This is a genomic window from Pseudomonadota bacterium, assembly GCA_013285465.1.
Taxonomy (GTDB): domain Bacteria; phylum Pseudomonadota; class Alphaproteobacteria; order Micavibrionales; family CSBR16-224; genus CSBR16-224.
The window spans coordinates 1,486,591-1,512,953 of record CP053449.1 but is presented as its reverse complement, the minus strand read 5'-3'; the positions used below and the strand labels follow the sequence as shown (position 1 = coordinate 1,512,953).

The following is a 26,363-nucleotide window of genomic DNA, read 5'->3' as shown; positions in this document are numbered from 1 at the left end:
GAAGAACGGGTATGCATCTGAAAAACCTGTTGAATATCGGTGTATTTTTTCTGGCCTGTCTGGCGGTTGCTGTCTGGCCGGCTCTGGCGCGTGCGGCACCGTCCGAGGTTGATGATCCCGTCAATCTGTCTGCCAAAACCCTTGTGCACAATAACAACACCCAGCAGATCGTGGCTGACGGTGCCGTCGAAATGGTGCAGGACGGGCGCATTTTGCGTGCCGACCGGATTATTTTTGATCTGCATGAAGATCTGGCCTATGCGATGGGGAATGTCGTACTTTTGGATAAAAACGGCGATGTGTATTTTGCCGAGGAAATGGAGCTGAAAGGTGATTTGCGTGAAGGCTTTGTGAAAGGGCTGCGCGCGATGTTGTCGGATGGCTCGAATTTCCGTGCTGAAAAGGCGCAACGTGTTGATTCCCGCAAGATCAGCATGGAAAACGCTTTTTACACGCCCTGTAAATTATGCGCGGATGATCCGGATAAAGACCCGCTGTGGCAGATTCGTGCCGATAAAGTTGTCTATGATGAAGCGGAAAAGGATATTTCCTACCGTAATGCGCGATTGGAAATTCTGGGGCTGCCGATCATGTATACGCCGATTTTCTCTCATCCCGATCCGCGCCAAAAGCAGAAGTCAGGATTTCTGCGTCCGAAACTCGGCTGGACATCCGATCTGGGTGTTTTTATGCGCGGCAGTTATTACTGGGGATTTTCGCGGAACAAGGATGCAACCTTGTCTGTCCAGCCGACAAGTCTGAACGGGGTCTTGACCGAAGCGCAATACCGCCAGCATTTTCACAACGGCTTTATCGAGCTGAATGGCGGTGTGGCGGTAAATTCCGACCGCACGGAGGAAAGCGGTATTGTTGAGCCTGGAAAGGAGCGCGCCTATGTCTTTGCCAATGGACGCTTTGACCACAGCCGGACATGGCGCAGCGGTTTTGATCTGAACCGGACCAGTGATAAAGGGTATTTGCGTCTTTATGATATCAGCAAAGAAAATGTTCTTGAAAGTCAGATATTTGCGGAGCGTTTTTCAAACCGTAATTACACGCGGATTGAAGCGGTCAGCTTTCAGGATGTGCGTCTTGGCAACCGTTTGAAACAGCCGGAAATTCTGCCGCTGGTGCAGCACCGTGTGTATGGCGCGCCGGGAAGTTTGCTGGGCGGGCGCTGGACGCTGGGCCTGAACGCGGCGGGGCTGCACCGGCAGACATCACAGCAGGACACGCTGCGCGGTTCCATTGATACCGGATGGGAGCGGCAATTTGTCAGCAGGGGCGGGCTGAAAACTGTTGTGGATGCGCATATCCGCGGTGATGCCTACCATATACGTGACAGCGTTGTGCCGGGCGAAACAACAGGATCTGATTACCGCTTTTTTCCTTATCTGCATACCAAAACGAGTTACCCGCTGGTGAAACCTCTGAAACGCAGCAGCCTGATTATTGAGCCGATGGCATCACTGACGCTGGCGCATGAGGTGAATGATGATCCGATTGTGCCCAATGAGGACAGCATTGATGTACAGCTGGACAGCGGTAATCTGTTTGATGCGGTGCGTTTCCCCGGACTGGACCGTGTCGAGGACCGCAGCCATGCAGCTTACGGGATCAAAACGGGCATACATGGTCATAAAGGGCGCAAGGCAGAAGTCTTCGTCGGGCAAAGTGTCCAGCTTGACCATGACCCGATGTTGTTTCCGACGGGGTCGGGTCTGGAAGATGAGTATTCCGATCTGGTGAGTGCGGTGAATGTTGATCTGGGGCAGCATTTTATTGTGAACTACAAGGCGCAATTTGATGACAGCAATCTGAAGCCGCGCCGCCATGAGGTGCAGATGTCCGGTAATCTGGGCAATAACGGTGCGCTGGATTATGATGCCCGCTATGTCTTTGCGACGCCGGTTGCGGGGACGGGCTTTCTGGAATCGCGGGAGCAGGTGCAGTTTGGTGCGGGGTATCAGATCAATGATACATGGCGTACGGATATGAGCTCTTTGACCGATCTGGGAACCGAGCCGGGCTTCCGCCGCGGTACGCTGGGACTACATTATACGGATGAATGTTTCTCCTTCTCCATCATCGGCCAGAAAAACCTGATTGACCGCGCCAGCGGTGAAAACGATACCACGATCCTGTTTCGCATCGGCTTGAAACATCTGGGAGAATTCAGCACACCGGAAATTCTGCTGGAAAAAGCACCGCAGGACGGTAGTAATTAAGACCTTATTTTGGCCTTCCCAAACAGCTCCCCATGTGTTAGATAATGTTCCGAAGCTTATGAAATAATACAGAATTTTTGCGCAGAAGTTTTTAAATGATCTTGTCTTATGATTCCAGCCGCCGTTACCGCCGCAAGGCGCAGGAACGCCGCCGCCGCATGATGTTTATCATGGCGCTGTTTGCGGGAATTTTTGCGTTGGGCTATTGGCTGGGCGGTGAGGTTGTGCGCAGCAGCGAGATTGCCTTCAAACAGCGCGCCCTGAAATTGCAGGAAGAAAAAGACTCTCTGGATATGCTGGTCACGGAACTCCGCACAAAAGTGCAGGAAACCCAGATGCGTTATCAGCAGCTGGAAGAACGCTTCCAGACGGAAGTGCCGACAGGTGATTTAAGCAGTCTGACAAAGCTGGTTGAACAGCAATTGACGGACGGTATCGATAAGGATCGTCTGGCTTTTGTGATTACTTCGGCGCGGCCGCCGCGTAATTGTGCATCTCCTGTAACCAAACGCTTTATTCTCCCGACACCGGCCTATAAAGGGGCGGATACCGTGGTTTCTTTTGCAGAAGGGGCGATCACGATTACGGGAGAGGGTGTTTCAGCGATTGCAGAAAACGGCCAGCCTGAGGCATGGTTCGATCCCGGAAAATCCGTCACAATAAAATTCACGATTTTAGGCGGGGCGGATACGGTCAAAGAGCAGCTGCTACCGATTCATCACTCCATGATTGTAGATGGGCGGGAACACCGCTTTACCGTGGCAAAAGGGCCGCGCGGCTTTGTCACCGTGACGGCGGATCACTGCGACTATCCTTAAAATTAAAGCCAGTCGATTTTACCTTGCATCAGATCCTGTGCGGATTGCGCCATGATGTGCCGGTACTGCTTTTCGGCATAACGGGCGAGGGCGGCAGAAGATTTTTTTTCCACATCGACGCCGTCATAGACGTTGCGGTGCAAGGCCGCGGCCAGTGTGCCGTCTTTCAACCCGTTCTCATAAGCGAAAACGCGCCCGTAAAAGGCTTTGGCCATTTTGCGGATGCGTTTGGGGACGCCCAGGTCGCCGACACCCTGTTCCCGCAGCGAGTGGTCCATATCAAGAAACATGTGATCAAACAGTCTTTGTGAAAAATCGGCGGCTTGCGGGTCTTCCGTGCCATTGGCGGTTTTTTCTTCCTGCAGGCGGCGCAGGACAAAGAAGATATGCAGTACCAGCATTTCGAAACGTCCTTCCACCGTATCCGGCACCTGCCAGTCGCGGTAAAATTCGGGGCGGCGCGCGGTCTCAACAATCTCATGGTAAAGAAGCTGTACTGAGGCCGGGTCTGCGGCGTTTTTCCTGTTGCGGAGTTTTGCAAACATTATGCTTGAGTTTTCCTTTCCAAATAAGCCTTGATTTGATAGTGTTGTAGAACAATTTTGTACGAAAAAAAAGCGAAAAGGCATGAAAACAGCTTTAGGTCTTCAAACGACAACATCTTTGCGGCTGGGGATATGCCTGCTGCTGGGAATGATTTTTCTGGCCGGATGCACGCCTGCGCGCAATACGCATGGTAATCTGGTATCCGATGTACGCTATAATCAGGTGCGTCCTTATGAAACCACACGTTATGAACTGCGCCAGATATGGGGCCCGCCGACGGCTGTGGCGCCCTTTACCGGCGGGGATACCTGGTATTATATCGGGCAGAAAAGCGAAGTGATGGGTATTTTCAAGGCGGAGATTACTGACCGCCGCGTCATCCGCGTCGATTTTGACACTGCCGGAACCGTCACGGAAATTGCCGAGCTTGATCCCGGTGCAGGGCAGGAGATTGACCCCGTCACCCGTCAAACACCGACCGCAGGGAAAGAGTTTACGGTTTTGCAACAATTAGTTGGTAATCTGGGACGGTTCAATAAAGCCAGAACAGCCGGAAGCGGCGGCCCTTAAGGCAGGGCGCGTACCGATTCTTCGGTTGTGACCAATAGTAATAACGCTAGCGAAAGGATAATTTTATGGCGAACGACTTTCTTTTTGATCCGGATTCAAACGCACTTGATCGTCTGGACTATCGTCCGCCGGAATATCTGATCGACGAAACGGATTTGCATTTCGACCTGCATGAAACCGAAACACGGGTGAAGTCGAAATTGACGGTACGCCGCAATCCTGATGCGCCCGAAGGCGGTCCGCTGATGCTGAACGGCGAGGATTTGAAACTGGTCTCCGTCAAGCTTAACGGCAAGAATCTTGACCGCGGCGATTTTGAAGTCACGGATAAACATCTGATTATCAAACGCCCGCCGGAGCAGCCTTTCACGCTGGAAATCGAAAACGAGATTAATCCGAAAGAAAACACGATGCTTTCCGGTCTTTATATTCCGGAGCAGGAGGAGATTTTCTGCACCCAGTGTGAGGCGCAGGGCTTCCGCCGCATTACCTATTATCTGGATCGTCCGGATGTGTTGTCCACCTTCCATGTCACGGTCGAGGCGGATAAGGAAAAATATCCGCTGCTGATGTCAAACGGTAACGGCGACCCGACCAAAACCACCGATCTGGGTAATGGCCGCCATGAAATCAGCTGGGATGACCCGCATAAAAAACCGGCCTATCTTTTCGCACTGGTTGCCGGAGATTTGCCTTATATCGAGGATAAATTCGTGACGCGCTCGGGCCGCGAGGTTGAGCTGCGTATTTTCGCGCCGGAAGGTTATGAAGATAAAATCGACTGGGCGATGGAATCGATCAAAAAATCGATGAAATGGGATGAAGACACCTATGACCGCGAATATGATCTGGATGTTTTCCACATTGTCGCTACGACCAGCTTTAACGCCGGGGCGATGGAAAACAAGGGTCTGAACATCTTTAATATCAGCCTGCTGGCAGGGGATGAGGAAACCGCGACGGATGACCGTCTGATTGCGATCGAGGCCGTGATCGGCCACGAATATTTCCACAACTGGTCGGGTGACCGCGTTACGCTGCGTGACTGGTTCGAGCTGACGCTGAAAGAAGGCCTGACCGTTCTGCGTGACCGCCAGTTCACGGCGGATATGCATTCGCAGGCGATTAAGGATATCGAAGATGCCACTGACCTGAAAGCACGGCAGTTTATCGAAGATGCCGGCCCGACGGCGCATCCGATCCGTCCCGATCATGTTGCCGAATTTGACAATATCTATACCGGCACGATTTACGAGAAAGGCTCGCATGTGCTGGGTATGCTGCGCACGCTGCTGGGCACGGATACGTGGCGCGAGGCGATGAACGAATATTTCGACCGCTTTGACGGGCAGGCCGTGACCTGTGACGATTTCGTCGATGTGATGCAGGAGGTCTCCGGCCTTGATCTGTCGCATTTCCGCAAATGGTATTCGCAAGCGGGTACGCCGGAACTGCGCTATAGCGGTGAATATGACGCGGCAAGCAAAACATACCGCCTGACATTGGAGCAGGAAACCAAGCCGACCTCTGAGCAGGCGGAGAAAGAGGCAATGTATATGCCGATTTCCGTCGGTCTGATCGGTCAGGACGGCAAGGATATTCCGCTGACGCTGAAAGGCGATACGGAAGCAGGGTCGACAACACGGGTTCTGCATCTGAAAAAGGACAAGCAGGTCTTTGAATTTACAGGCGTTGAAGGGCCGGTTGTTCCCTCCATCCTGCGCGGTTTCTCCGCACCGGTCAAAGTCATGACCAAAGCCAGCGAGGACGAGCTTGTCTTCCGCATGAAGCATGACAGCGACGGCTATAACCGTTTTGATGCGGCGCAGGAATATATGGCCAAAGTCGTGCTGGATATGGCGAAAGATATCGAGGCCGGTAATGAGGCGAAAGCGCCGACCAAACTGCTGAATGCCGTTGGTCATGTGCTGGCGACGGATGCGAAATCCGGCGATAAGGCCTTTGTGGCGAAAATGCTGGAACTGCCGTCCTACAGCATCCTTGTGCAAAGTCTGGATGTCGTGAATCCCGATGCGCTGCTGGATGCGGCGGATAAGCTGAAAGAGCAGATTCTGGATGCGCATCAGGGCGATATGGCGATGCTTTACAGCGCGACAATCTCCCCGCCGGGCGAGAAATACGAAGTTACGCCCGCGCAAGTCGGACGCCGCGCTCTGCACAATCTGACGCTGGATTATCTGGCGGCGGATAAATCCGATGAGGCAACGAAAATTGCCAAACTGCAATATGATCAGGCAACCAATATGACGGAACGTCTCGGCGCATTGACGGCGCTGTCCGAGCTGGACAAGCCGGAAACGCAGGCGGCGCTGGATAATTTCTATGACCGTTATAAAAGCAACACCAATATCGTCGATAGCTGGCTGGGCGTACAGGCCCGTATGGACAGCGGCGACGGTCTGGAACGCGTCAAGAAACTGACGGAACATGAAGCCTTTAGCTGGAAAGTGCCGAATAAGGTACGGTCGCTGGTCGGTGCCTTTGCCGCCGGTAATCCGCGCCATTTCCACCGTAAAGACGGGGAAGGCTACAAATTCCTTGCCGATGCGGTGATCAAGCTGAACACCATCAATCCGCGCGTCGGTGCGGGGCTGGTCAAGCCGCTCTTGGAATTCAAACGCTACGACAAAGACCGCCAGAAATTGATGCTGGAGCAGCTCGACCGCGTCAAAGCCACGCCGAAGCTGGACAAAGGTATCCGCGAACTGGTGGACAAAGCGCTGGCAACACGTGACGGCGCTGCGGCAAAAGGCAATGAGCCGAAACCCTCCGGCGGCACACTGGCAGCCTAAAACGCCTTTTAATATTTGAATAAAAAGATGCCCCGCCTGTGAAGACGGGGCATTTCTTTTATTTATCAGGGATACAGAAAAATTAGGATGCTTTAGAAGTCTCGTGCCATTTTATGTGCCTCTATGAGTTCTTCTGCTTGCTTTATTAAGTCTGGCTCATTTTGTAAATTGCAGGCGATGTTTCGAACTCTGTCCAGAATCTCTTTAGAATTTCCGAAAAGCTGTGTTAATTCCCGTTCGTTAAGAGGGCGATAATTTCCGTTTGTGCTCACGACATATCCTCTGCATTTTTCCAGTAATTCGAGGAAACCAGCATCTGTGACGGAGATTTCATCCATCCACTCTTTTAAGTTCTTTGCCCCATCGTCCCCAGATTGTTGCCATCTATAGAAGAAGGAAAGAGCGTCTGGGACAGATTCTATTTTATCGCGATCGGTGCTAGTAAGGCGTTCATTGATGATTTGAATAGCACCTTCTAGTTCCTCTGTTGTAAGACTGGGCTGCCCTTTCTTGGCGAGTCCGCTTTTCCCATGTGCAAAGATTTCGTTTCCAATTACGCTTGAAACAAGCCAGCCTACGGAAGCACCGCTCGTGAAAAAATCTTGTAAAAAAGTTGTTTTTTGGTCTATTAGAGGTAGCAGCTTCTGAAACAGCTTATTACCAATTTCACCGATTCCTATCTTAAAATGCGCCTCATCGTCTTTTTCCTCGCGTCTGGCATCGTCAATACTCTCCGCAATGACTTGTAGAAGTGTTACGCAACCATCTGATGTGAATACCTCCACAGGGGTTCTATTTAGTCTGTCAAGAAGAACGGAATACATCGTTCCTCCTTGAGAACGCTTTGCATAAATAAACTTATTAAAATCGTCTGCATGAAGTGTTTTATTGTTAGCTTTGTTGATAATAGCAGATAGCTCGGATTCGTCTAGCGTTCCAGCAGGCTGGGCGAATGAGAAATAGAGGCGATAATGTGAGGGACTTCCTAGTCTATGGCCTCTTTCTAAAGCTGAGAGTTCTTCATCTGTAGGCTTTGTCATGACGAGCGTTTTATCGTCTCCCCACACATAATCTATCCCTGGGATATGTTCTGATAGGTTTATGATGGTATGCATGGCTGATTGTTTTTCTATATCATCTGTAATCTGCAAATGTTTTAAAAGTTCTTGCGTCATCTTTGCCTGTCCAGCTCCATTCAGATGACCTTCACCGCGCACAACAACTGAGAATGCATTTAAATAGTTTTCTATCCATCTATAAAAGGCATCATTCTTAATTTTTTCGAGATGAAGCCAGCATAGGTCTGGGAAATCCACCTTTTCAGAGATGGGCGGATAAGCCAGCTTTAATGAGTTAAGAATTAAATTAATTTCTCTGGGCGTTTCTATTTTTCCGCCATGTGTATAACAAACCTCTTGTAACCGGCTTGAGAGATTATCGGGTAAGCTTTTGCCAGTAACCTCTTCGTAAAGCAGCTGACATTCTTTATTCATCCAGTTTCGCAGGTCAAATTCTTCTGGTTTCGGTACGGAGAAACTAGCTTGAACAATTTTTTGTAAGAAAGCGTTTCCATCTTTAATATGGAGGGCAGTTTCCAAGCTTTTAGATAAAATTTCTTTGTCGTAGCAGAGGATGTATATTACGTTTGGGAAGTCACCTACTGCACGGATCAAGCGCGTGATCTCTAAGGCTTCCTCCGGTTCAAGGCGGTCAAGATCATCAATGATAACGACAAAAGTTTGCTTAATAGCTTGCAAAGCTCTCGTCAGTTCATCTTTAAGGTCAGTTAATGAGCCAGAAAGCAAATCGGACAATTCCTTTGCATTCTCACCATATGTTGGAATTAATGCTGCCCATGGCGCGATTTTTTTTATCCCCGCCTTACCGTATTTTTTCATTTTTTTCGCAAGGTTTTCGTTTTGCTGTCCTGTTTTTTTTATGGCCTCTGACAGTTCTTCCGCTAAAGAAGATACCATGCTATCTTTATCGCCGATAATCCACGGGGAGAACTTGATAATCGATATATTTTGCTCGTCTTTTATTTTTGCACAAAGCAAATTTAGGATGCTTGATTTCCCACACCCCCATGGCCCTTCAATCCCGATAACAAATCCGCCATCGGCATTCATCTTTAGAATCGACGTTGCTAGATTGTCGGCAATGGGAGAAAAACCCAAACGGTCTTCTTGTACGGATTGGATAGGCTTGTCGGCATGAAAAACTATAGAGGGAGTCGGCTTCTCGTTTTCTGTCGTCATGTAATCTCTTTTCTTATCCCTCTTCGTGTGGGAAAGGTATTGTATTGGTAGGGATTAAAATGTGTCATTTCCAGTTTAGAAGGCCAATTTTAGAGCTATAATTTACATGCTTTTCGATATTAAAGGAAGGGGGCAGCACTAGGTTGGGTTCGAAGTCCTTGAGCCTGCTGAAGTGATGCATCGGTTAGCAGTCGCAGAGTAAATCAAAAAAAGATGCCCCGCTTTTTAAGGCGGGGCATTTAAGTTGCGAAGTGACGTACTTTTAAAACTTGGAGACTTAAAATAAATACCTAATAAAATCAATTAATGTCTTTGTGTCGGATTGTCGGCAGGGGAGAAAAGCCGCGTGCGCAGTTCCTGCCTTAGGTCGTCGATGGGGCGGGTCTTACCGCCGTCTTGATAATGCCAATATGTCCAGCCGTTGCAGGACGGTGCATCTTGCAGCGTTGCGCCCAGCTTGTGGATGGAACCGCGCTTGCCTTCGGCAATCAGATTGCCGTCGGCATGAACCTTGGCGCTGTGCTTGCGGCTGTGGTCAAACAGAATGGCACCGGGTTCCAGCAAGCCTTCTTCCAAAAGCTGCCCGAAAGGAATGCGTGGCTGTTTGCGTTTTTCCGGCGTTTGCAGAATTTCGGCATCTTCACCGGCGGTAATCGCGGCAAGGCGCTTTTCTGCGGCTTTGATGTAAGGTGTTTCGCGCTCGATCCCGACATAGTTGCGGCCCAGCTTTTTGGCAACCGCGCCCGTTGTGCCGGTGCCGAAGAAGGGATCAAGCACCGTGTCGCCGATTTCGGTCGAGGACAAAATGACGCGGTAGAGCAGGGATTCAGGCTTTTGCGTCGGATGCGCCTTTTTGCCGTCATCATCTTTCAGCCTTTCGCCGCCATTGCAGATCGGCAAATTCCAGTCACTGCGCATTTGCAGATCATCATTCAGGCTTTTCATCGCGTCATAGTTAAAGCAGTATTTCGCGTCTTTCGATTTACTCGCCCAGATCATGGTTTCATGGGCATTGGTAAAGCGGCGACCGCGGAAATTCGGCATCGGGTTGTTCTTGCACCAGACGACATCGTTCAAAATCCAGAAGCCCAGATCCTGCAAAATCGCCCCGACGCGGTAAATATTGTGATAGCTGCCGATAACCCAAAGCGTGCCGTCATCTTTCAGCGATTGCCGTGCGGCGCTGAGCCATTCACGCGTAAAGTCATCATAGGACTTCAGGCTTTCGAACTGGTCCCATTCTTCTGTCACGCCGTCAACATGGCTGTTGTCGGGACGGTGCAGCTCACCGGACAGTTGCAGATTATAGGGCGGGTCGGCGAAAATCATATCAACGCTGCCTTTCGGCAAGGCGTTCATGATCTCGGCGCATGAGCCCTGATAAATCGTGTTCTTTTTCAATGGAATGTTTTTAGATTTTGTCATGATACGTTATCTCCACCCTCACTATTAATGATGATGGAAATGACGGAATCCGTCAACATCTAAGTTTCGTTATATTTCAACTGGTTATATTTTTTTGTTGAAGTAATGACTCAGAGATTGGCGCAAAAGAGCGGCGATGATGCACCGTCACGCCATGCTGTTTTAACGCCTCCATATGTATTTTTGTGCCATATCCGGCATTGCTGTCCCAGCCGTAAACAGGGTGGTCTTCGGCAAGACGGCGCATCAGCGTATCGCGATATTCTTTTGCAATGATCGAAGCGGCGGCAATGGATAGCGATGTCTGATCGCCCTTGATAACGGTCAGGGTTTTGCAGGGCAGTTTCGGCGCGCGGTTGCCGTCAATCAGCGCATGACTGCAAGGGGACTTTTCCTGCAAGCCCTCAAAGGCGCGGGTCATGGCATTCATGGTCGCGTTCAGGATATTGACGCGGTCGATTTCCTCCACACAGGCCGCGCCGATGCTGAAAACGGAAAATTCCCGGATGGCAGCGGCAATGCGGGCGCGTTTTGCGGCACTGAGTTTCTTGCTGTCACGGATATGGCCTGAGAGTTCGGGAGGAAGCGGACGGGGCAGGATGACGGCGGCGGCGACGACGGGGCCTGCCAGCGGCCCGCGGCCAACCTCGTCAATGCCGCAAATACCGGCATCATGACCGTGGCTGTGACGCGCAAGGCTGTCTTCAATCGAAAAATCAGGCAGGGACATTATTTTTTATCCGCTTTTTTAGACGCGGCTTTGGCAATCAGCCGCATACGCGGGCGGAGGCTGAAAAAGAATTTTTCGACTTTCAACCCGTGACGGTCCAGCAGCGCTTCGATACCTTTGCGGGAAAAATAATGCAGAACCGCAGGCGGGGTAACAACTTTCCAGCGTGCAAAATTTGACGGGATCGTAAAATGATTGCCATCCGGTGTTTCCAGGTAAACCACACCGCCGGGTTTCAGTACTTTTTTCAACGCCTCAATAAAGGCATTCGGGTCGACGGACTGTTCAAGCCCGTGTTCGATATAGACAATATCAGCCTGCTTGCCCTTTTTGGCGTATTTTTCAAGCGTGGTCTGTTCGAAATGATCTTTGCTAAGGTTTTTCTTTGCCGTTTTGATCGGCTGTTCGCGCGTATCAATGCCGAAGGCTTCAAGATCAAGCGAAGCGGCGGCAATCACGGAATAGCCGAAACCGCATCCGACAGCCAAAAAATCCGTTCCCTTGGTCAGGGCGGTCAAGGTGCGAATACGTTTTTCATAGCGCTTGTTTTCCCGCTCGGGATTGCTTGGCGGCACAAGTTTTTCATTATATTTTTCATGGAATTTCTCCATGAATTCGGCAGTGGGGTAGGGGTCGGCAACCGCGCTGCCGCATTTCAGGCAACCGACAAGCGTAAAGCCGTATTTTTCACCGAGGTAATAATAATCCTCGAACGGAGTCATGCAGGCATGGCAAAAAGAGAGGGGAAGCTCTTCTTCCGCCGGGGCATCCGTTGCCGCTTCGTCAGCTGTTTCGCTGATTTTTTCTTCACTTAACTTGCTGTCTGTCATGGACGTCGCCCTGCCTGTGCTTTACGGTCTCTCGCAATTATCTTACGGCGGCCTCCTGTTTTATTCAAGCAAAAGCAAACACTAGGGCAAAAAACAGCATAAAAAGAAAAACACGGAAATATAAGAAGGGCGGAACCGGATAGGTACCGCCCTTTATGTTCGTGTTTGCCGTGATATCCGGCGGGCTTTATTTGCCCGTGCGGGCACCGCTCTGCGGCGGTCTGCGCGGCGGCATTTGTTTGTTTTCATTATCTGCGCGTTTTTCCGCGGCTTTTTTCCAGTCCTTGCGGTCTGCTCCCGGGCAGGTTTTGGAAGCGGCGGCGCGGTCTGCGCCTGCCATCATTTCCCGCGCATGTTTGCGCTGATGCGCTCCAAAAGAAAACTCATTGAAGACATGGCTGATATCCTTGTCCCATTCATTTTCGTATTTTTTCTTCATGACATCGGATTGTGTCAGGCCGGTATCGACAATGTCGCGCAGCGGTTTCAGATAGACACCTTCATGCACGCCGTCCTCGTTCTGGATATTGCGGTTACGCAGGCCCAGCTCGGCCAGTTCGACGAGTTTTTTTGCGATATCCTGTACCGTGCCGCCTTTGAACGGGGTTTGCAATCCGTCTTCCGGTGTGCGGGTACGCAGAAATTCACGATCTTCCGCCGTCCAGTCCTTAATCAAATCATAGGCCTTGTCCAGCGCTTCGTCATCATAGAGCAGACCGACCCAGAAAGCGGGCAGGGCATTGATCATATCTTCCGACGAGCCGACATCACAGCCGCGCATCTCCAGCCATTGGCGCATACGCACTTCGGGCCAGATTGTGTTGATATGGTTGAACCAGTCATTGAGAGTCATGTCATGCTGCTCTTCAAGGCCGGGAATGGGGCCATTGACACAATCCATGAAGGAGACGGGTTTCTCAATCCACATGAAATGGTCATTGTGATAGATACCAAAGACCGGCATTTCGTTCAATATGAAATCCGTATAGCGTTCAAAACCGAAATCATCTTCGAAGGCGACCGGCATCATAAAGCCGTAGCGCCCGTCGGCAGCATTATGAGTGATGCGGCTGCGGGTGCTGGCGCTGTCGGAGAGTTTGCCGTCTTCAAAAGGGGAGTTGGCAAAAATCGCGGAAGCGATGGGCTGCAGGGACAGGCCGACGCGCAGTTTCTTGACCATGTCGTCTTCGCTGCTATAGCCGAGATTGACCTGTGTCGAACTGGTCGCGACCATCAGTTTGCGCGCTGTTTCGAAATGGTTGGATTTGAAGAAATTGTAAAATGTCTGGAAGCGGGACATCGGCATTAAAGGTGCGTCATCCAGCGTCATTGTCGGGTGATAGCCCAGACCCAGCACGTCCATGCCGTTGGCTTCGCAAGCTTCCAGCAATTCGCTGAAATGGTTTTTTGTCTCATTTGCGACTTCATGCAAATTATGGAGGGCGGCACCTGACAATTCGATCTGTCCGCCGGGCTCCAATGTCACGCTGGCCCCGTTTTTCTCAAGACGGATCAGGTTGTCATCCTCATAGAACGGCGTCCAGTCATGGTGGTCGCGCAGATGCTCCAGCAAGTCTTTAATGCCGGGCTTGCCGTCCTTGCCTTCATAGGGAACAATGGCGTAATCATCTTTGTAAAAAATGATTTTTTCATGCTCTGCGCCGATGACAAGATCTTCTTTTGCCGCGCAGCCCTGTTTGAACCATTCGACCAGCACCTTGCGGTCCTGTAACTTATCATTGTAATTATGCGCCGGTTTTGCCATGTTAACTGCTCCATTACCTCTATCAAACAATTTGAATATTGTTAAATATTCCGGATGCCGTAAATTTCCGGACATTCATTCTTGACCATAATTATTTTTCATGTCAACAGCGCTAATGAAAAAAAGACACAAAATGTCTAATTTTATGGGATGCTTATTGGTGTATGTAAACTAAAAGTACTTATGCAAAATATTGAGATAGATGGATTTGAGATTGCGCAAATCCTGCAGGCGGATATGTTCATCAATTTTATGCATGCTCTCGCCGACGGCACCGAATTCGATGACAGGACAGTAATTGGCAATGAAGCGCGCATCGGATGTGCCGCCTGTGGTGCTTTTCTCCGGTGTATTTCCTGTGGTTTCATTCGCAGCTTCGGCGATAATGGCGGTCAGGCTGTTTTCTCCGGTCAGAAAGCTTTCGCCGCTGATCGAGATATCCAGCTGATAGGGGATATCTGTTGCGGTTAACGTATCATGCAGCAATTTTGTCAGCGATTCGCCGCTGTGCAGATCGTTAAAGCGGATGTTGAATTTTGCTGTCGCCTTTTCGGGGATGACGTTATCGGCGGGATTGCCGACATCAATCGTGACGATTTCCAGATTGGAAGGCTGAAAGAATTCCGAGCCTTCATCCAATATCAATACATCCAGCGCGGAGAGCAGTTTGATAAGCTTCGGCACGGGATTATCCGCCAGATGCGGATAGGCGACATGGCCTTGCGTACCTTGCACGCTGAGCCGTCCTGTCATGCTGCCGCGCCGCCCGACTTTCATCATTTCGCCGAGCGTGGTCGGGTTGGTCGGCTCTCCGACAAGGCAATGGTCGGGAATTTTATTTTTTGATTCAAGCCATTGCAGCATTTTCTTTGTGCCGTTTAAGGCGGGGCCTTCTTCATCGCCTGTGATCAGCAAGCTGATTTTTCCGGATGTCTGACCGTCCTGCGCGGCGATGAATTCCGCGGCGGCGGCAACAAATGCGGCGATGCCGCCCTTCATGTCGGAGGCACCGCGACCGTAAAGCTTGTCATCGGCAATGACAGCATCGAAAGGATCGTGCTGCCAGCTTTCCGCATCGCCGGGCGGGACAACATCGGTATGTCCGGCAAAGCAGAAATGCGGCTTGCCGTTGCCCCATTCGGCGTACAAATTATCGACATCCGGTGTGCCGTCTTCGGTAAAAGGCAAACGGGTGCAGGTAAAGCCCAGCGATGTCAGGATATTTTCCAGCACATCCAGCGCACCGCCTTCGGCGGGAGTAACGCTGGGGCAGCGGATTAAAGCCTGTGCAACGGCAACGGGATCTGTGGAATCAAGCGCGGAGGAGTTCATTGATCGATGTCTTTGAGCGGGTTTTTTCATCAACGCGTTTGACGATCACGGCGCAGTAAAGGCTGGGACCGTGTGTGCCGTTGGGCAAGGGTTTTCCCGGAAGCGATCCCGGCACCACAACGGAATAGGGCGGCACATGCCCCATGAAAACCTCACCCGTATTGCGGTCGATGATTTTTGTGGAGGCGCCGATAAAGACGCCCATGGACAAGACGCTGCCGGTTCCGATAATCACGCCTTCGGCAACTTCGGAGCGTGCGCCGATAAAGCAATTATCCTCGATAATGACAGGTGCGGCCTGCAAAGGTTCCAGCACACCGCCGATTCCCGTGCCGCCGGAGATGTGGCAGTCCTTGCCGATCTGGGCGCAGGTGCCGATCGTGGCCCATGTATCAACCATCGTACCGCTGTCAACATAGGCGCCGAGATTGACAAAGCTGGGCATCAACACGACATTCGGCGCGATATAGGCGGAATGGCGCACGGTGCAGTTCGGTACGGCACGGATGCCGGATTCCGCAAACATCGCCTCATCCCAATCGGTGAATTTCGATGGCACTTTGTCATACCATGTGCTGCCGTTCGGGCCGCCGTCAATCGGCATATTGTCATTCAGGCGAAAAGACAGCAGCACTGCTTTTTTTAACCATTCATGGACGCGCCAACCATGCGGGGCATCCGGGTTCCGGGTGGCGATGCGCAGCTCACCGCTGTCAAGCCGTCCGAGGACTTCAATGACGGCTTCGTCAATTTCCGCATGGGTTTCCTGAGAAATTTGACTGCGAATTTCCCAACCGTTTTCAATAAGTTGCTGAAGCTTTTTCATTTGAAATACTTAATTCTGTTCGTGTGTTAACCTGTTTTTACTTTCTCTTGTTTTATGCTATAAACAGAGTTTGTTCCAGCAAAAAAGGGAAAAAACGTGCAAAAGATTTGTGTAATCAACGGCCCCAATCTGAATATGCTCGGTAAGCGCGAGCCTGACATCTACGGGCATGAGACGCTGGCTGATATCGAGGCGCTTTGTCAAAATGAGGGCGAATCCCTTGGTCTGTCCGTTTCTTTTTTCCAGTCAAACGGTGAGGGAGAGATCGTCACAAAAATCCAGAACCTGCTGGAAGGCGGCTGTGATGCGCTGATTATCAATGCCGCAGCCTATACGCACACTTCCGTTGCGATTGCCGATGCACTGGCAATGTTGACGGTTCCGGTGATCGAAGTTCACCTGTCGAATATTCACAAACGCGAATCCTTTCGTCACCATTCTTATATCTCGTCTTTGGCGGCGGGTGTGATTTGTGGTTTTGGATCAAATAGTTATGTTTTGGCGTTGCATGCAGCCAAAAATCTGTTAGAACAGAGAGCTTAAAAATTATAAGAAAAAACTTTTTCAAGGAGCAGCTTGAATGGCACCGATGAAGATTGACAGCGACACGATCCGTTCACTGGCGGAACTGCTGGATGAAACCGGCCTGACCGAAATTGAGGTCTGCGAAGGCGATAAAAGCCTGCGCGTGACGCGCGGCCAGGCTGTGCAGTCTGTTGTTGCGGGCGCGCCTGCTGCGGCGAATACGGCTGCGCCGCAACTGGTTGAGGCCGCGCCTGCGGGTTTTGACAATCATCCCGGCGCGATCAAATCGCCGATGGTCGGCACGGTTTATCTCCAGCCGGAACCCGGTGCGCCGTCTTTTGCGCGGATCGGTGACGCGGTGAAAGAAGGCGATACGCTGATGATTATTGAGGCGATGAAAGTTATGAACCCGATGAAAGCGCCGAAATCAGGAAAACTGGTACAGGTGTTGATCGAAAATGCCCAGCCCGTCGAATTCGACGAAGTGCTGATGGTGATCGAATAAGCGAACGGGTGTATTATGGCAGTCGCCAAACATGTCGAAAAAAGCGTTTCTTGCAAGGTAAATCCTGTAATGTTCAAAAAAGTTCTGATCGCCAATCGTGGAGAAATCGCCCTGCGTATCCACCGTGCCTGTTGCGAAATGGGGATTGAAACCGTTGTCGTTCATTCGACGGCGGATGCGGACAGTATGGCGGTGCGTCTTGCTGATGAAAGCGTTTGTATCGGAGCACCGCCTGCCCGTGAAAGCTATCTGAATATTCCGGCGATTCTGACGGCGGCGTCTCTGACCAATGCGGATGCGATTCATCCCGGCATCGGATTTTTGTCCGAGAATGCGGAATTCGCCCGCATGGTGGAAGAGCACGGTTTTACCTTTATCGGCCCGACGCCCGAGCATATTGAACAGATGGGCGATAAAGCCGTTGCGAAAAAGACGGTGGCGGAGCTCGGCCTGCCGGTCATTCCCGGCTCTGACGGCGTGATCCGTGATATTGCCGAGGCAAAAGCCGTTGCCAAGAAAATGGGTTTTCCCGTACTGGTTAAGGCGGTTGCCGGCGGCGGCGGGAAGGGGATGAAAGTCGCCCCGACGGAGGAAGAATTTGAAAACGCTTTTAAAATGGCGTCCAGCGAGGCGAAAGCCGCCTTCGGCAATGGTGACGTTTATATCGAAAAATTCCTGAAAGCGCCGCGTCATATTGAGATTCAGGTCATCGGCGATATGCACGGCAATGCCATCCATCTGGGCGAGCGTGATTGCTCCATTCAGCGCAATCACCAGAAAGTGATCGAAGAAGCGCCGTCTCCCGCACTAACGGAATCACAGCGCAAAGCAATCGGTGAGCTGGCGGCAGATACGGTGCGCCGTATGGGCTATCGCGGGGTCGGCACGATTGAGTTTCTGTATGAAGACGGGCAGTTCTATTTCCTTGAAATGAATACCCGTCTGCAAGTGGAACATCCGATTACCGAGATTATTACAGGCATTGATCTGGTTCGCGAACAGATTCGCGTTGCGGCAGGATTGCCGCTGTCTTTCAAGCAGGAGGATATTACCTTCCGCGGTCATGCTTTTGAATGCCGGATTAATGCGGAACATCCTGAAACCTTTATCCCGTCACCGGGACGCATTACCAAATATCACCCGCCGGGCGGGCTGGGCGTGCGGATCGACAGTGCGGTTTATGAAGGTTATAAAGTGCCGCCCTATTACGACAGCCTGATTGCGAAAATGATTATTCGCGGTACTAGTCGTGAAGAATGCTTGATGCGGATGCACCGCGCCTTGAAAGAATGCGTGATTGCCGGAATTGAGACCAATCTGCCGCTGCATGCACGCATTTTACAGCACGAGGATTTCCGCAACGGTGATTTTGATATTCACTGGCTCGAAAACGAGTGTCTCGCGACAGAATAGTGCTTCAAGAAATATTACATCTTCCGTGTACGGACAAAGCTGCGCAGGCTTTGCTGGCGCGTTTTTACGGCTTCGACTTTTTCCGCGCGTAATGCTGCAGCCTGTATTTGTGCCTTTGCGGTTTTTTCAACGCATTCCAGCACGGCATCATCATTGCTCAGCTCTGCATAACGGGCCATGGAATTCCCGGCCGTATCTTTCAGCAGCATTGAGGCATCATGCTGGACAAAAACCGTCAGCAGTGCCATGTTTTTGTCCATGATGGCCTGAAAAGCGGCGCTGCGCCCCAGGTTATTGGGTTTGTCGATATCTGCGCCTTTTTCCAGCAGCAGTCTGACAGCTTCGACAGCGAAACTACGGCGAGCGGTTAATTCATCCATATCATACTCATCGGCAAACATCGGGGCACGCACAGCCCAGATCAGCGCGGTGTCACCCAGCATATCAGCAGCATCGGGATTTGCACCCCATTCCAGTAATTGCTGCATTTTGGCAAAATCGGCATCTTTGATGGCGCCCAGCAACTCATTATCAAGATCGCGTGTGCTCATTTTTTCATTCCTCTTTTGATATATTGTCTTAAATTCGTGTGACGCGCACCAAAAGCGGGCTTTTGTTCCTTGGGGGCGGCGGACGCGGTATCGGCTGTGTCGCGGTCGGCGGCGATACTACTGGAATAGCTGCGCAGAAAAGAATGAATGCCGATATGAAAGTCCTTCCATTTATCCGCGTAATACATAACATCATGTCCCTGATCATTCACTGCCAGCACATCGGCATTGCGGTCAATCAAGGCGCAGATAATATTCAGCGCGCTGCTTTCATCTTTGATAATCTCAATGGTACGGATCAGCGGGGTATTACCGTCGCGGTCGGGCGTGTCCGGACTGCATCCGGCATTCAACAAAATCTCGACCAGCTCAAAATCATTTTTGGCAGCGGCTTTGATGAGTGCCGTATCACCCTTGGTGTCTGTTTCGTTCAGCGGCGCACCGTCATCAATCAGGTTTTTGATCTCCCACAATCTCCCGCCGTCTTCAACGGCTGCAATCAGCATTTGTCCCAATGGGGTGCTTGTCGGGGGAGTGCTTGACATTTTAGTGTCTTTCCGCTTTGTTTGTCGGCATTAATGCATCGTGCAAAATCGCAAGGCATAATTATACGCTTTGGTATGTTGGAATATGACAAATATTATTCCATATGTCAATATTTTTCGTATAAAAAACTTGCTTTTTTGATAATGAATATGTAATATTGCAACATGTAAAAAGCGGGGTATCAACAAAATGGCTGAAAAGCAGAAGAAGCTGTTTATCAAGACCTGGGGCTGTCAGATGAATGTCTATGACAGTGTCAAGATGTCTGACGTGCTTTTGCCGCTGGGCTACGAGACTGTGGATTCCCCCGAAAATGCCGATATGGTGATTCTGAATACCTGCCATATCCGCGAGAAGGCGACGGAAAAAGTCTTTTCCGAACTGGGTCGCCTGAATAAATTCAAAAAACAACGCGCCGAAAAAGGCGATGAAACGCTGATTGCTGTTGCGGGCTGTGTCGCGCAGGCTGAAGGCGATGTCATCATGGATCGCGCCCCTTATGTTGATATGGTGTTCGGTCCGCAAACCTATCACGAATTGCCGGAAATGGTGGCAAAGGCAACGGGCGCTTACGGCGCAAACCGTATCGTCAATACCGAATTTCCGATGGAATCGAAATTTGATTCTCTTCCCGAAGAGGGCAACACGCAGGGCGTATCTGCCTTTTTATCCGTTCAGGAAGGCTGTGATAAGTTCTGCACCTTCTGTGTCGTGCCTTATACGCGCGGCGCGGAATTCTCTCGCCCTGCCGCGCAGGTGCTTGCCGAGGCGCGTGCGCTTGTCAAATCTGGCACAAAGGAGTTGATGCTACTGGGGCAGAATGTGAATGCCTATCACGGCGAAGGGCCGGATGGCAAAACATGGGGATTGGGACGTTTGATCCGTGAAATGGCTGAGATCGACGGGCTTGCCCGCCTGCGTTACACAACCTCGCATCCGCGCGATATGGAAGATGATCTGATCGCCGCACATGGCGAAGTGGATATTCTGATGCCCTTCCTGCATTTGCCCGTGCAAAGCGGGTCGGACAATATTCTGAAACTGATGAACCGCAAACATACGGCGGATGATTACCGTGCGATTATCGAGAAACTGCGCAAGGCACGCCCCGATATTGCGATGAGCTCCGATTTTATCGTCGGTTTCCCCGGTGAAACGGATGCCGATCATAAAGACACGCTGAAACTGGTCGAGGATATCGGCTATGTCTTCTGTTACTCCTTTAAGTACAGCCCGCGCCCCGGCACACCCGGCGCGAAAATGGGCGGTATTGTTCCTGAGAAAATCAAAGATGTGCGGCTTCAGGAATTGCAGGCGCTGCTGAATGCGCAACAAAAGGACTATAACCTCTCTACCGTCGGCAAAACGCTTCCGGTACTGTTTGACCGCAAAGGCCAGAAAGACGGGCAGTTGCTGGGTAAAACCCCTTATATGCAATCCGTTCATGTGACGGCGCATGATCGTCTGCAGGGACAGATTGCAGATGTGATGATTGAAACCGCTCTGGCAAACAGCTTGTCGGGCGCGGTTGTAACGACGGAAACCACCAGCAAAAACACCAAACACAAAAATGAGGGAAGAGAGGCAGCATGACAAAACGTAAAAACACGATTACTATCCGCAACGACGCCGACGACAATCTGGCAAGCTTTTTGTTCGCAGATGAGCAGGAAAGCCGCGACTGCCTTAGAGCTTTCGAAAAAGCGTTTCATGTAAAACTTGAAAACCCGGGACGTATGGACCGCATCAGACTGACGGGCACGACCAAGGAAGAAATCAGCAAAGCCAAAGAGGCTTTCTATTCTCTGTCAAGTGCGCTGGCCAAAGGCAGCGCCGTCAATGACAATTCCATTGCTGCCATTGCCAAACAGGTCGGTGTGCGGGAACAGTTTGCGGAAAATAAACAGCAGATTATTCGCAATGGTCGTGAAATTCGCCAGCAAAGCGTACAGAAAAAAGAATTGCGTCAGGATAAACGTAATCATCCCGAAAACCATGTTGAGCTGGTGATTGATGTTGAAGCCAGAAACACCAATCAGGCTGATTTTCTGACTGATATTCAGCAGAATGACGTCAGTTTCGGTGTCGGGCCTGCCGGTACGGGGAAAACCTTCCTTGCGGCTTATGAGGCGGTTAAAGCCCTGAAAGCCGGAGAGGTTGAGAAAATTTTTCTGGCGCGTCCGGCTGTCGGTAACGGAAAGGATCTTGGCGCTTTGCCGGGAGATGAGAAGGCGAAACTTGCACCTTATCTGCGCCCGCTTTATGACGAACTGGAAAACCTGATCGGACGCGATATGCTGGATTCTTTGCAGCAGCGCGGCGTGATTGAGATTGCTCCTGTTGAATTCATGCGCGGCAGAACGTTTAAAAACGCTTTCGTGATCTTGGATGAAGGTCAGAACACGACCTATGAGCAAATGAAAATGGCCCTGACCCGTATCGGCGAAGGCAGCAAAATGGTTGTCACCGGCGATCCGAAACAGACGGATTTGAAACATGAGGATAGCGGACTTGCACTGGTTGTACCTAAGTTGAAAGGTGTTGACGGTATCGCTGTCCGTGAATTTACGGCGGAAGATATCGTTCGTAGCCCGGTGGTTTCAAAAATTGTCAAAGCGCTGGAAACCGATGACGAGCCGGTCCGGCAGGCACCGTCCGTCCGCAAAAACGCCGGCAACCAGCCCGGGAGATAATCCGCAGAGGAAAAATGGACGCATTTTATAAAAACGCATGGGATGAGGAACTGATAAACGCTGCGATTATCAGCGACAGTTCCGCTCTCTATGCGGCGCTGGAAGGCGGTGCGGACCCCGATGCCAAATGCTGTGAAGGCACGCATAAAGGCAAGACCGGTCTGATGATTATGGCCGGGCAGGATTTTGATACCGGTGTGTCAATTTTTGTCACTAATAACGCAACGATTGATCTGACCGATAAATTCGGTAATACCGCTCTGATCTTCGGTGCGGCGAATGCCTTTCCGGGCATTATCCGAAGCCTGCTGGAGGCCAAAGCCGACCCCAATCATCAGAATGCGACGGGATATACGCCGCTGATGCATGCTGCAATGTATGGGAAGGTTGAAAATTGCCGTCTGCTGCTGGATGCGGGGGCGGATATTACTTTGACCTCTATGGGGGCGGAAGGAAAAACGGCGATTGAATGCGCCGCCGGAATGGGCAAGCGTGATGTTTTAACCGTTCTGTTAAAAGAAGTTGATGACAGAAATCTGCATAAAGAAATGGTGCCGCATATTGAAAAGGCGCTGGAACTTGCGCAAAAAGAAAAAAACAAACGCGTTGAAACACAGCTGTATTTGTGGCTGGAAAGTTATCAAATTACGCATATCCGTGTCGAACAGCAACGTGAAAACAACCGGAAACAGCAGCGTTTACGCAATTATTTAGGCCGCGGGCCGCACAAATAACTTTTATCCGTCACATCAGAAGTTTTTCTCAAGATGCTTGAAATTAAGTCTCTTTTAGTAATTTCGGGATAGAATATGTAGGTAAGGTGTCGTTTCGCGGCACGGCATATTTCAAAGTGAGGGTCTTTGAGCAAGAAAGCGGTTCAGCAGCTCGGTTTACAATTCGAAGATAATCATCTTGTTCCTTTGCTGTTCGGGGAATGCGGAGAGCATTTGTCCCGTATCGAAGACCAGCTGGGTATTCAGATTTTTTCCAAAGGCAATGAAGTCGTCCTGACGGGGCAGCATGCGCAGCTGAAACGTGCGCGGCATGTGCTGGAATCTCTATGGGAGCGCGTCTCGCATAATCTCCCTGTCGGGCTTGACGAGGTTGACGCGGCCATCCGTATTGCCGATAACACGCTGGATACGGCAACGCAAAAGATGGCACGCGCCGCTTTTCAAGAGCCGCAGGTGAAATTACAGCATGGGCGCGAAAAACAGCAATTAACGGCACGAACGCCGCGGCAGGCCGCCTATATGGAGGCGATGGAAAAAAGCCGTATGGTGTTCGGTCTGGGCCCGGCGGGAACGGGAAAAACCTATCTGGCGATCGCTTTCGCCGTGATGAAACTGCAGAAAGGTGTGATTGAACGCATTATTCTGTGCCGTCCAGCTGTAGAAGCGGGAGAAAATCTCGGTTTCCTTCCCGGTGATATGAAAGAAAAAATCGATCCTTATCTGCGTCCGCTTTACGATGCATTGCATGATATGTTGACGCCGGAACAGATTGTTCATCATTTGTCACAGCAGGCGATTGAAATCGCGCCGCTGGCCTTTATGCGCGGCCGCACATTATCAAAGGCCTGCGTGGTATTGGATGAGGCGCAGAACACGACGACGGCACAGATGAAAATGGTGCTGACGCGTCTTGGTCCTGACAGTCACATGATTGTCACGGGCGATCCGTCACAGTCGGATCTGCCTTATAAGACCACATCCGGTCTGACCGAGGCGATGCATGTGCTGAGCAATGTCGAGGATATCAAATTCATCCAGTTTACCGAAGATGACGTGGTCCGTGATCCGCTGGTGGCGAAAATCGTCAAGGCTTATGAGGCCTTTGACAAAGAACGTCAGGCGGCGCAAAATAAGCCCAATGGTAAAGATAAGCCGTAACAGGATTTAAGAATCGTCCCTCCGCCATGGAATCGCCTCTGCTGCAAAAGATGAACAATCCGCATATCGAAATTATTTTTGAAACCAATAGCTGGGAAGATGCCGATCCCGGGATTGAATCCGTCATTTTGTCAGCGGCTCTGGCGGCTTATGCCGCAGGGAGGGAGGCTCTGCCTGTGCTGCAGAAAACGGCAGATGTCAGCGTGACGGTTATCTGCACCGATGATTCCGCCATGCAGGAACTGAACCGCACCCATCGCGGCAAAGATAATCCGACAAATGTGCTGTCTTTTCCGCTGGTTGCGGCAGGGGAGGATATTCCGGCGGGTGTTCCGGTACTGCTGGGGGATGTGATTTTAGGATTTGAAACCATGTGCCGCGAAGCGGGCGAACAGGATAAACCGCTGATGGCGCATACCGCACATCTGGTGGTGCATGGTGTTTTGCATTTACTGGGATATGACCATATGGAAGACGGAGAGGCGGAAAAAATGGAGCAGCTTGAAAGTGACATTCTGATGAAATTAGGCTATGCTAACCCGTATTTAATATGATATAGAGTGAATTTGCATATATGTATGATACGAGACGGACAAAAATGGAAGACAATATAACCGCCGCCGGCGGTGAAACGGAGCCCGAGAGTAGCAAGCCGCCCGAGGCGGCAACCGCAGAACAGGCACAGCAATTATTGCGGCGTAACGGCAATGCCCCTCTTGATGTCAATGGACAGGATGCAGGGCTGTGGCAGCGCATGAAAAAGAAGATACCTTTTTTCAAAGCGGACACATCTGTCCGTGCAGCCATTGAAGAGCTGATCGAAGAAGAAATCGGGGCGGATGATCATTCCGTCGAAGCGCATGAGCGTGCCTTGATTTCCAATATTCTGGATTTGAGAGATCTGCCCGTTGTGGATGTAATGGTGCCGCGCGCCGATATTGTTGCGGTGGATATCCGCATTACCCGCGCTGATCTGATGACGGTACTAAGCGAAAAGCCGCACAGCCGTTTGCCGGTTTATCACGATACGCTGGATAACGTCATCGGTGTTGTGCATTTGAAAGATCTTGTCGCCACCATCGGTGAAGAAAAACCGAAAAAGAATGAAAGCTTTGATTTGCGCCATTACCTGCGCAATGTGCTCGTTGTCTCGCCGTCAATGCGGGTGCTGGATTTGCTGCTGCAAATGCGCCAGTCGCGCCTTCATACGGCGATGGTTGTCGATGAATACGGCGGTATTGACGGATTGATTACCATTAATGACCTGATTGAGGCGATTGTCGGGGAAATTGATGATGAACATAGCCTGCATATTCAGCCGCAGCTGATCGAGCGTAAGGACGGCACTATTCTGGTAGATGCGCGCTATGATGTGGATGATCTGGAGGAAAAATACGGCAAATTCATGACGGAGGAAGAGCGTGAAGAAGTCGACACGCTTGGCGGTCTTGTCAATCTGCTGGCCGGTCACGTGCCGTCACGCGGCGAGGTAATTGTTCACAGTGCCGGTCTGGAATTCGAGGTGCTGGATGCCGATCCGCGCCGTATCCACCGCTTGTGCATTCGCAATATGTACAAAACCATATAAATATGCCATTCTTGTGCGCATAAAGACGACCTCAAGACGGAAAAGGAACAGATATTCATGAGCAGCCATCAGGATTATGCGCGCGACCGTGTTCGCGATGCTCTGAAAGAAGCAAAAGGTAATGTGCCGCAGGCACAGCGCCTGTTACTGGCCTGGATGGATTTTGACGAATTGCTGTTGCGCGCCATTGCCGAGCCGCATTTGCGTAGTATTGCCGGCTATGCTTTGCAAAGCCAGTTGTTTGACGAAGCGGAAGAACATCATGCCGTGCAAGCAAAGGCTCCTGTTCCGGATGTGCCCAAGCCGGTAAAAAAACAGGCTGCGGCCGTGGAAGAGGAAGCGGCAGGCGCATTCGGTCTGGCGTTGCTGCAGAATGTGACAGGCGGGGCAAGGGCGCAGCAATTCGGTTTTGTCACCGATGAAATGGATGCACCGCAAAAGACCTCGGCCCGCCATATCGAAGCAATTTTACAGCTTGCGGGTAAAGAGCAAAAATAACAAAACAAACG

The 26,363-nt window shown here is 50.9% G+C and carries 24 protein-coding genes; 14 read left to right on the top strand and 10 right to left on the bottom strand.

The genetic code is table 11. From position 1 onward, the window contains the following. The first annotated feature begins 11 nt into the window (after nucleotides 1-11). Together HND56_07445 and HND56_07440 are read left to right on the top strand one after the other, a co-directional pair. Nucleotides 12-2,228: an LPS-assembly protein LptD gene (locus HND56_07445; GenBank protein QKK05527.1), complete on the top strand. Its 2,217-nt coding sequence runs from the start codon at nucleotides 12-14 to the stop codon at nucleotides 2,226-2,228. Nucleotides 2,229-2,323: 95 nt separating this feature from the next. Next, a complete protein-coding gene (locus HND56_07440; GenBank protein ID QKK05526.1) occupies nucleotides 2,324-3,046 on the top strand; it encodes a hypothetical protein in 723 nt (240 codons plus the stop codon). A 2-nt stretch (nucleotides 3,047-3,048) separates the two neighbouring features. Here the strand turns inward: HND56_07440 and HND56_07435 are convergent, their stop codons facing one another. Then, nucleotides 3,049-3,591 carry a ubiquinol-cytochrome C chaperone gene (locus HND56_07435; GenBank protein ID QKK05525.1) on the bottom strand — a complete coding sequence of 181 codons (543 nt, stop codon included), beginning with the start codon at nucleotides 3,589-3,591 and terminating at the stop codon, nucleotides 3,049-3,051. Between the two features lie 82 nt (nucleotides 3,592-3,673). Here HND56_07435 and HND56_07430 point away from each other — a divergent pair, with 82 nt between their 5' ends. Both HND56_07430 and pepN read left to right on the top strand, forming a co-directional pair. Next, nucleotides 3,674-4,162: an outer membrane protein assembly factor BamE gene (locus tag HND56_07430; GenBank protein QKK05524.1), complete on the top strand. Its 489-nt coding sequence runs from the start codon at nucleotides 3,674-3,676 to the stop codon at nucleotides 4,160-4,162. A gap of 65 nt (nucleotides 4,163-4,227) precedes the next feature. Next, the gene (pepN, locus tag HND56_07425; GenBank protein ID QKK05523.1) at nucleotides 4,228-6,975 is read left to right on the top strand and encodes an aminopeptidase N; all 2,748 of its coding nucleotides are present in this window, start codon (nucleotides 4,228-4,230) and stop codon (nucleotides 6,973-6,975) included. A 92-nt stretch (nucleotides 6,976-7,067) separates the two neighbouring features. On the opposite strand, the gene HND56_07420 is transcribed toward pepN, so the two are convergent. The 7 genes from HND56_07420 to dapD form a co-directional block, all read right to left on the bottom strand. Beyond that, the gene (locus HND56_07420) at nucleotides 7,068-9,233 is read right to left on the bottom strand and encodes a hypothetical protein (GenBank protein ID QKK05522.1); all 2,166 of its coding nucleotides are present in this window, start codon (nucleotides 9,231-9,233) and stop codon (nucleotides 7,068-7,070) included. Nucleotides 9,234-9,536: 303 nt separating this feature from the next. Continuing rightward, nucleotides 9,537-10,658, bottom strand: coding sequence for a site-specific DNA-methyltransferase (locus HND56_07415; GenBank protein ID QKK05521.1), 1,122 nt, complete (start codon nucleotides 10,656-10,658; stop codon nucleotides 9,537-9,539). A 76-nt stretch (nucleotides 10,659-10,734) separates the two neighbouring features. After that, nucleotides 10,735-11,388: a ribonuclease HII gene (locus tag HND56_07410; protein QKK05520.1), complete on the bottom strand. Its 654-nt coding sequence runs from the start codon at nucleotides 11,386-11,388 to the stop codon at nucleotides 10,735-10,737. Beyond that, nucleotides 11,388-12,218 carry a methyltransferase domain-containing protein gene (locus tag HND56_07405; GenBank protein ID QKK05519.1) on the bottom strand — a complete coding sequence of 277 codons (831 nt, stop codon included), beginning with the start codon at nucleotides 12,216-12,218 and terminating at the stop codon, nucleotides 11,388-11,390. Before HND56_07405 ends, HND56_07410 begins: the two co-directional genes overlap by 1 nt. Nucleotides 12,219-12,405: 187 nt before the next feature. Next, nucleotides 12,406-13,983 carry a glutamate--cysteine ligase gene (locus HND56_07400; GenBank protein QKK05518.1) on the bottom strand — a complete coding sequence of 526 codons (1,578 nt, stop codon included), beginning with the start codon at nucleotides 13,981-13,983 and terminating at the stop codon, nucleotides 12,406-12,408. A gap of 171 nt (nucleotides 13,984-14,154) precedes the next feature. Further along, nucleotides 14,155-15,315, bottom strand: a complete 1,161-nt coding sequence (gene dapE / locus HND56_07395; protein ID QKK05517.1) for a succinyl-diaminopimelate desuccinylase — start codon at nucleotides 15,313-15,315, stop codon at nucleotides 14,155-14,157. Beyond that, entirely contained in the window at nucleotides 15,296-16,141 is an 846-nt protein-coding gene (gene dapD / locus HND56_07390; GenBank protein ID QKK05516.1) for a 2,3,4,5-tetrahydropyridine-2,6-dicarboxylate N-succinyltransferase, read from the bottom strand. The genes dapE and dapD overlap by 20 nt, the downstream gene beginning before the upstream one ends. Before the next feature lie 96 nt (nucleotides 16,142-16,237). Here dapD and aroQ point away from each other — a divergent pair, with 96 nt between their 5' ends. From aroQ to accC, 3 genes are all read left to right on the top strand, one after another. Continuing rightward, the gene (gene aroQ / locus HND56_07385; protein QKK05515.1) at nucleotides 16,238-16,684 is read left to right on the top strand and encodes a type II 3-dehydroquinate dehydratase; all 447 of its coding nucleotides are present in this window, start codon (nucleotides 16,238-16,240) and stop codon (nucleotides 16,682-16,684) included. Between the two features lie 37 nt (nucleotides 16,685-16,721). Beyond that, nucleotides 16,722-17,171 carry an acetyl-CoA carboxylase biotin carboxyl carrier protein gene (accB, locus tag HND56_07380; GenBank protein ID QKK05514.1) on the top strand — a complete coding sequence of 150 codons (450 nt, stop codon included), beginning with the start codon at nucleotides 16,722-16,724 and terminating at the stop codon, nucleotides 17,169-17,171. Nucleotides 17,172-17,240: 69 nt separating this feature from the next. Next, nucleotides 17,241-18,584 carry an acetyl-CoA carboxylase biotin carboxylase subunit gene (accC, locus tag HND56_07375; GenBank protein ID QKK05513.1) on the top strand — a complete coding sequence of 448 codons (1,344 nt, stop codon included), beginning with the start codon at nucleotides 17,241-17,243 and terminating at the stop codon, nucleotides 18,582-18,584. A gap of 14 nt (nucleotides 18,585-18,598) precedes the next feature. On the opposite strand, the gene HND56_07370 is transcribed toward accC, so the two are convergent. After that, nucleotides 18,599-19,135 (bottom strand): ankyrin repeat domain-containing protein, encoded by a 537-nt coding sequence (locus HND56_07370; GenBank protein QKK05512.1) that lies wholly within the window; start codon nucleotides 19,133-19,135, stop codon nucleotides 18,599-18,601. After that, entirely contained in the window at nucleotides 19,132-19,680 is a 549-nt protein-coding gene (locus HND56_07365; protein ID QKK05511.1) for an ankyrin repeat domain-containing protein, read from the bottom strand. The genes HND56_07370 and HND56_07365 overlap by 4 nt, the downstream gene beginning before the upstream one ends. Nucleotides 19,681-19,870: 190 nt before the next feature. On the opposite strand from HND56_07365, the gene miaB reads away from it, so the two are divergent. The 7 genes from miaB (at nucleotide 19,871) to HND56_07330 (ending at nucleotide 26,352) form a co-directional block, all read left to right on the top strand. After that, complete coding sequence (miaB, locus tag HND56_07360) at nucleotides 19,871-21,274, top strand: tRNA (N6-isopentenyl adenosine(37)-C2)-methylthiotransferase MiaB (protein ID QKK05510.1); 1,404 nt, start codon at nucleotides 19,871-19,873, stop codon at nucleotides 21,272-21,274. Continuing rightward, a complete protein-coding gene (locus HND56_07355) occupies nucleotides 21,271-22,374 on the top strand; it encodes a PhoH family protein (GenBank protein ID QKK05509.1) in 1,104 nt (367 codons plus the stop codon). Before miaB ends, HND56_07355 begins: the two co-directional genes overlap by 4 nt. 14 nt (nucleotides 22,375-22,388) lie before the next feature. After that, nucleotides 22,389-23,108 (top strand): hypothetical protein, encoded by a 720-nt coding sequence (locus tag HND56_07350; GenBank protein ID QKK05508.1) that lies wholly within the window; start codon nucleotides 22,389-22,391, stop codon nucleotides 23,106-23,108. 126 nt (nucleotides 23,109-23,234) lie between these two features. Then, a complete protein-coding gene (locus HND56_07345; protein QKK05507.1) occupies nucleotides 23,235-24,266 on the top strand; it encodes a PhoH family protein in 1,032 nt (343 codons plus the stop codon). A gap of 50 nt (nucleotides 24,267-24,316) precedes the next feature. Then, complete coding sequence (gene ybeY, locus HND56_07340) at nucleotides 24,317-24,820, top strand: rRNA maturation RNase YbeY (protein QKK06592.1); 504 nt, start codon at nucleotides 24,317-24,319, stop codon at nucleotides 24,818-24,820. 44 nt (nucleotides 24,821-24,864) lie between these two features. Further along, nucleotides 24,865-25,854, top strand: a complete 990-nt coding sequence (locus HND56_07335; GenBank protein QKK05506.1) for an HlyC/CorC family transporter — start codon at nucleotides 24,865-24,867, stop codon at nucleotides 25,852-25,854. Nucleotides 25,855-25,911: 57 nt separating this feature from the next. Next, nucleotides 25,912-26,352: a hypothetical protein gene (locus HND56_07330; protein QKK05505.1), complete on the top strand. Its 441-nt coding sequence runs from the start codon at nucleotides 25,912-25,914 to the stop codon at nucleotides 26,350-26,352. Nucleotides 26,353-26,363 lie beyond the last annotated feature (11 nt).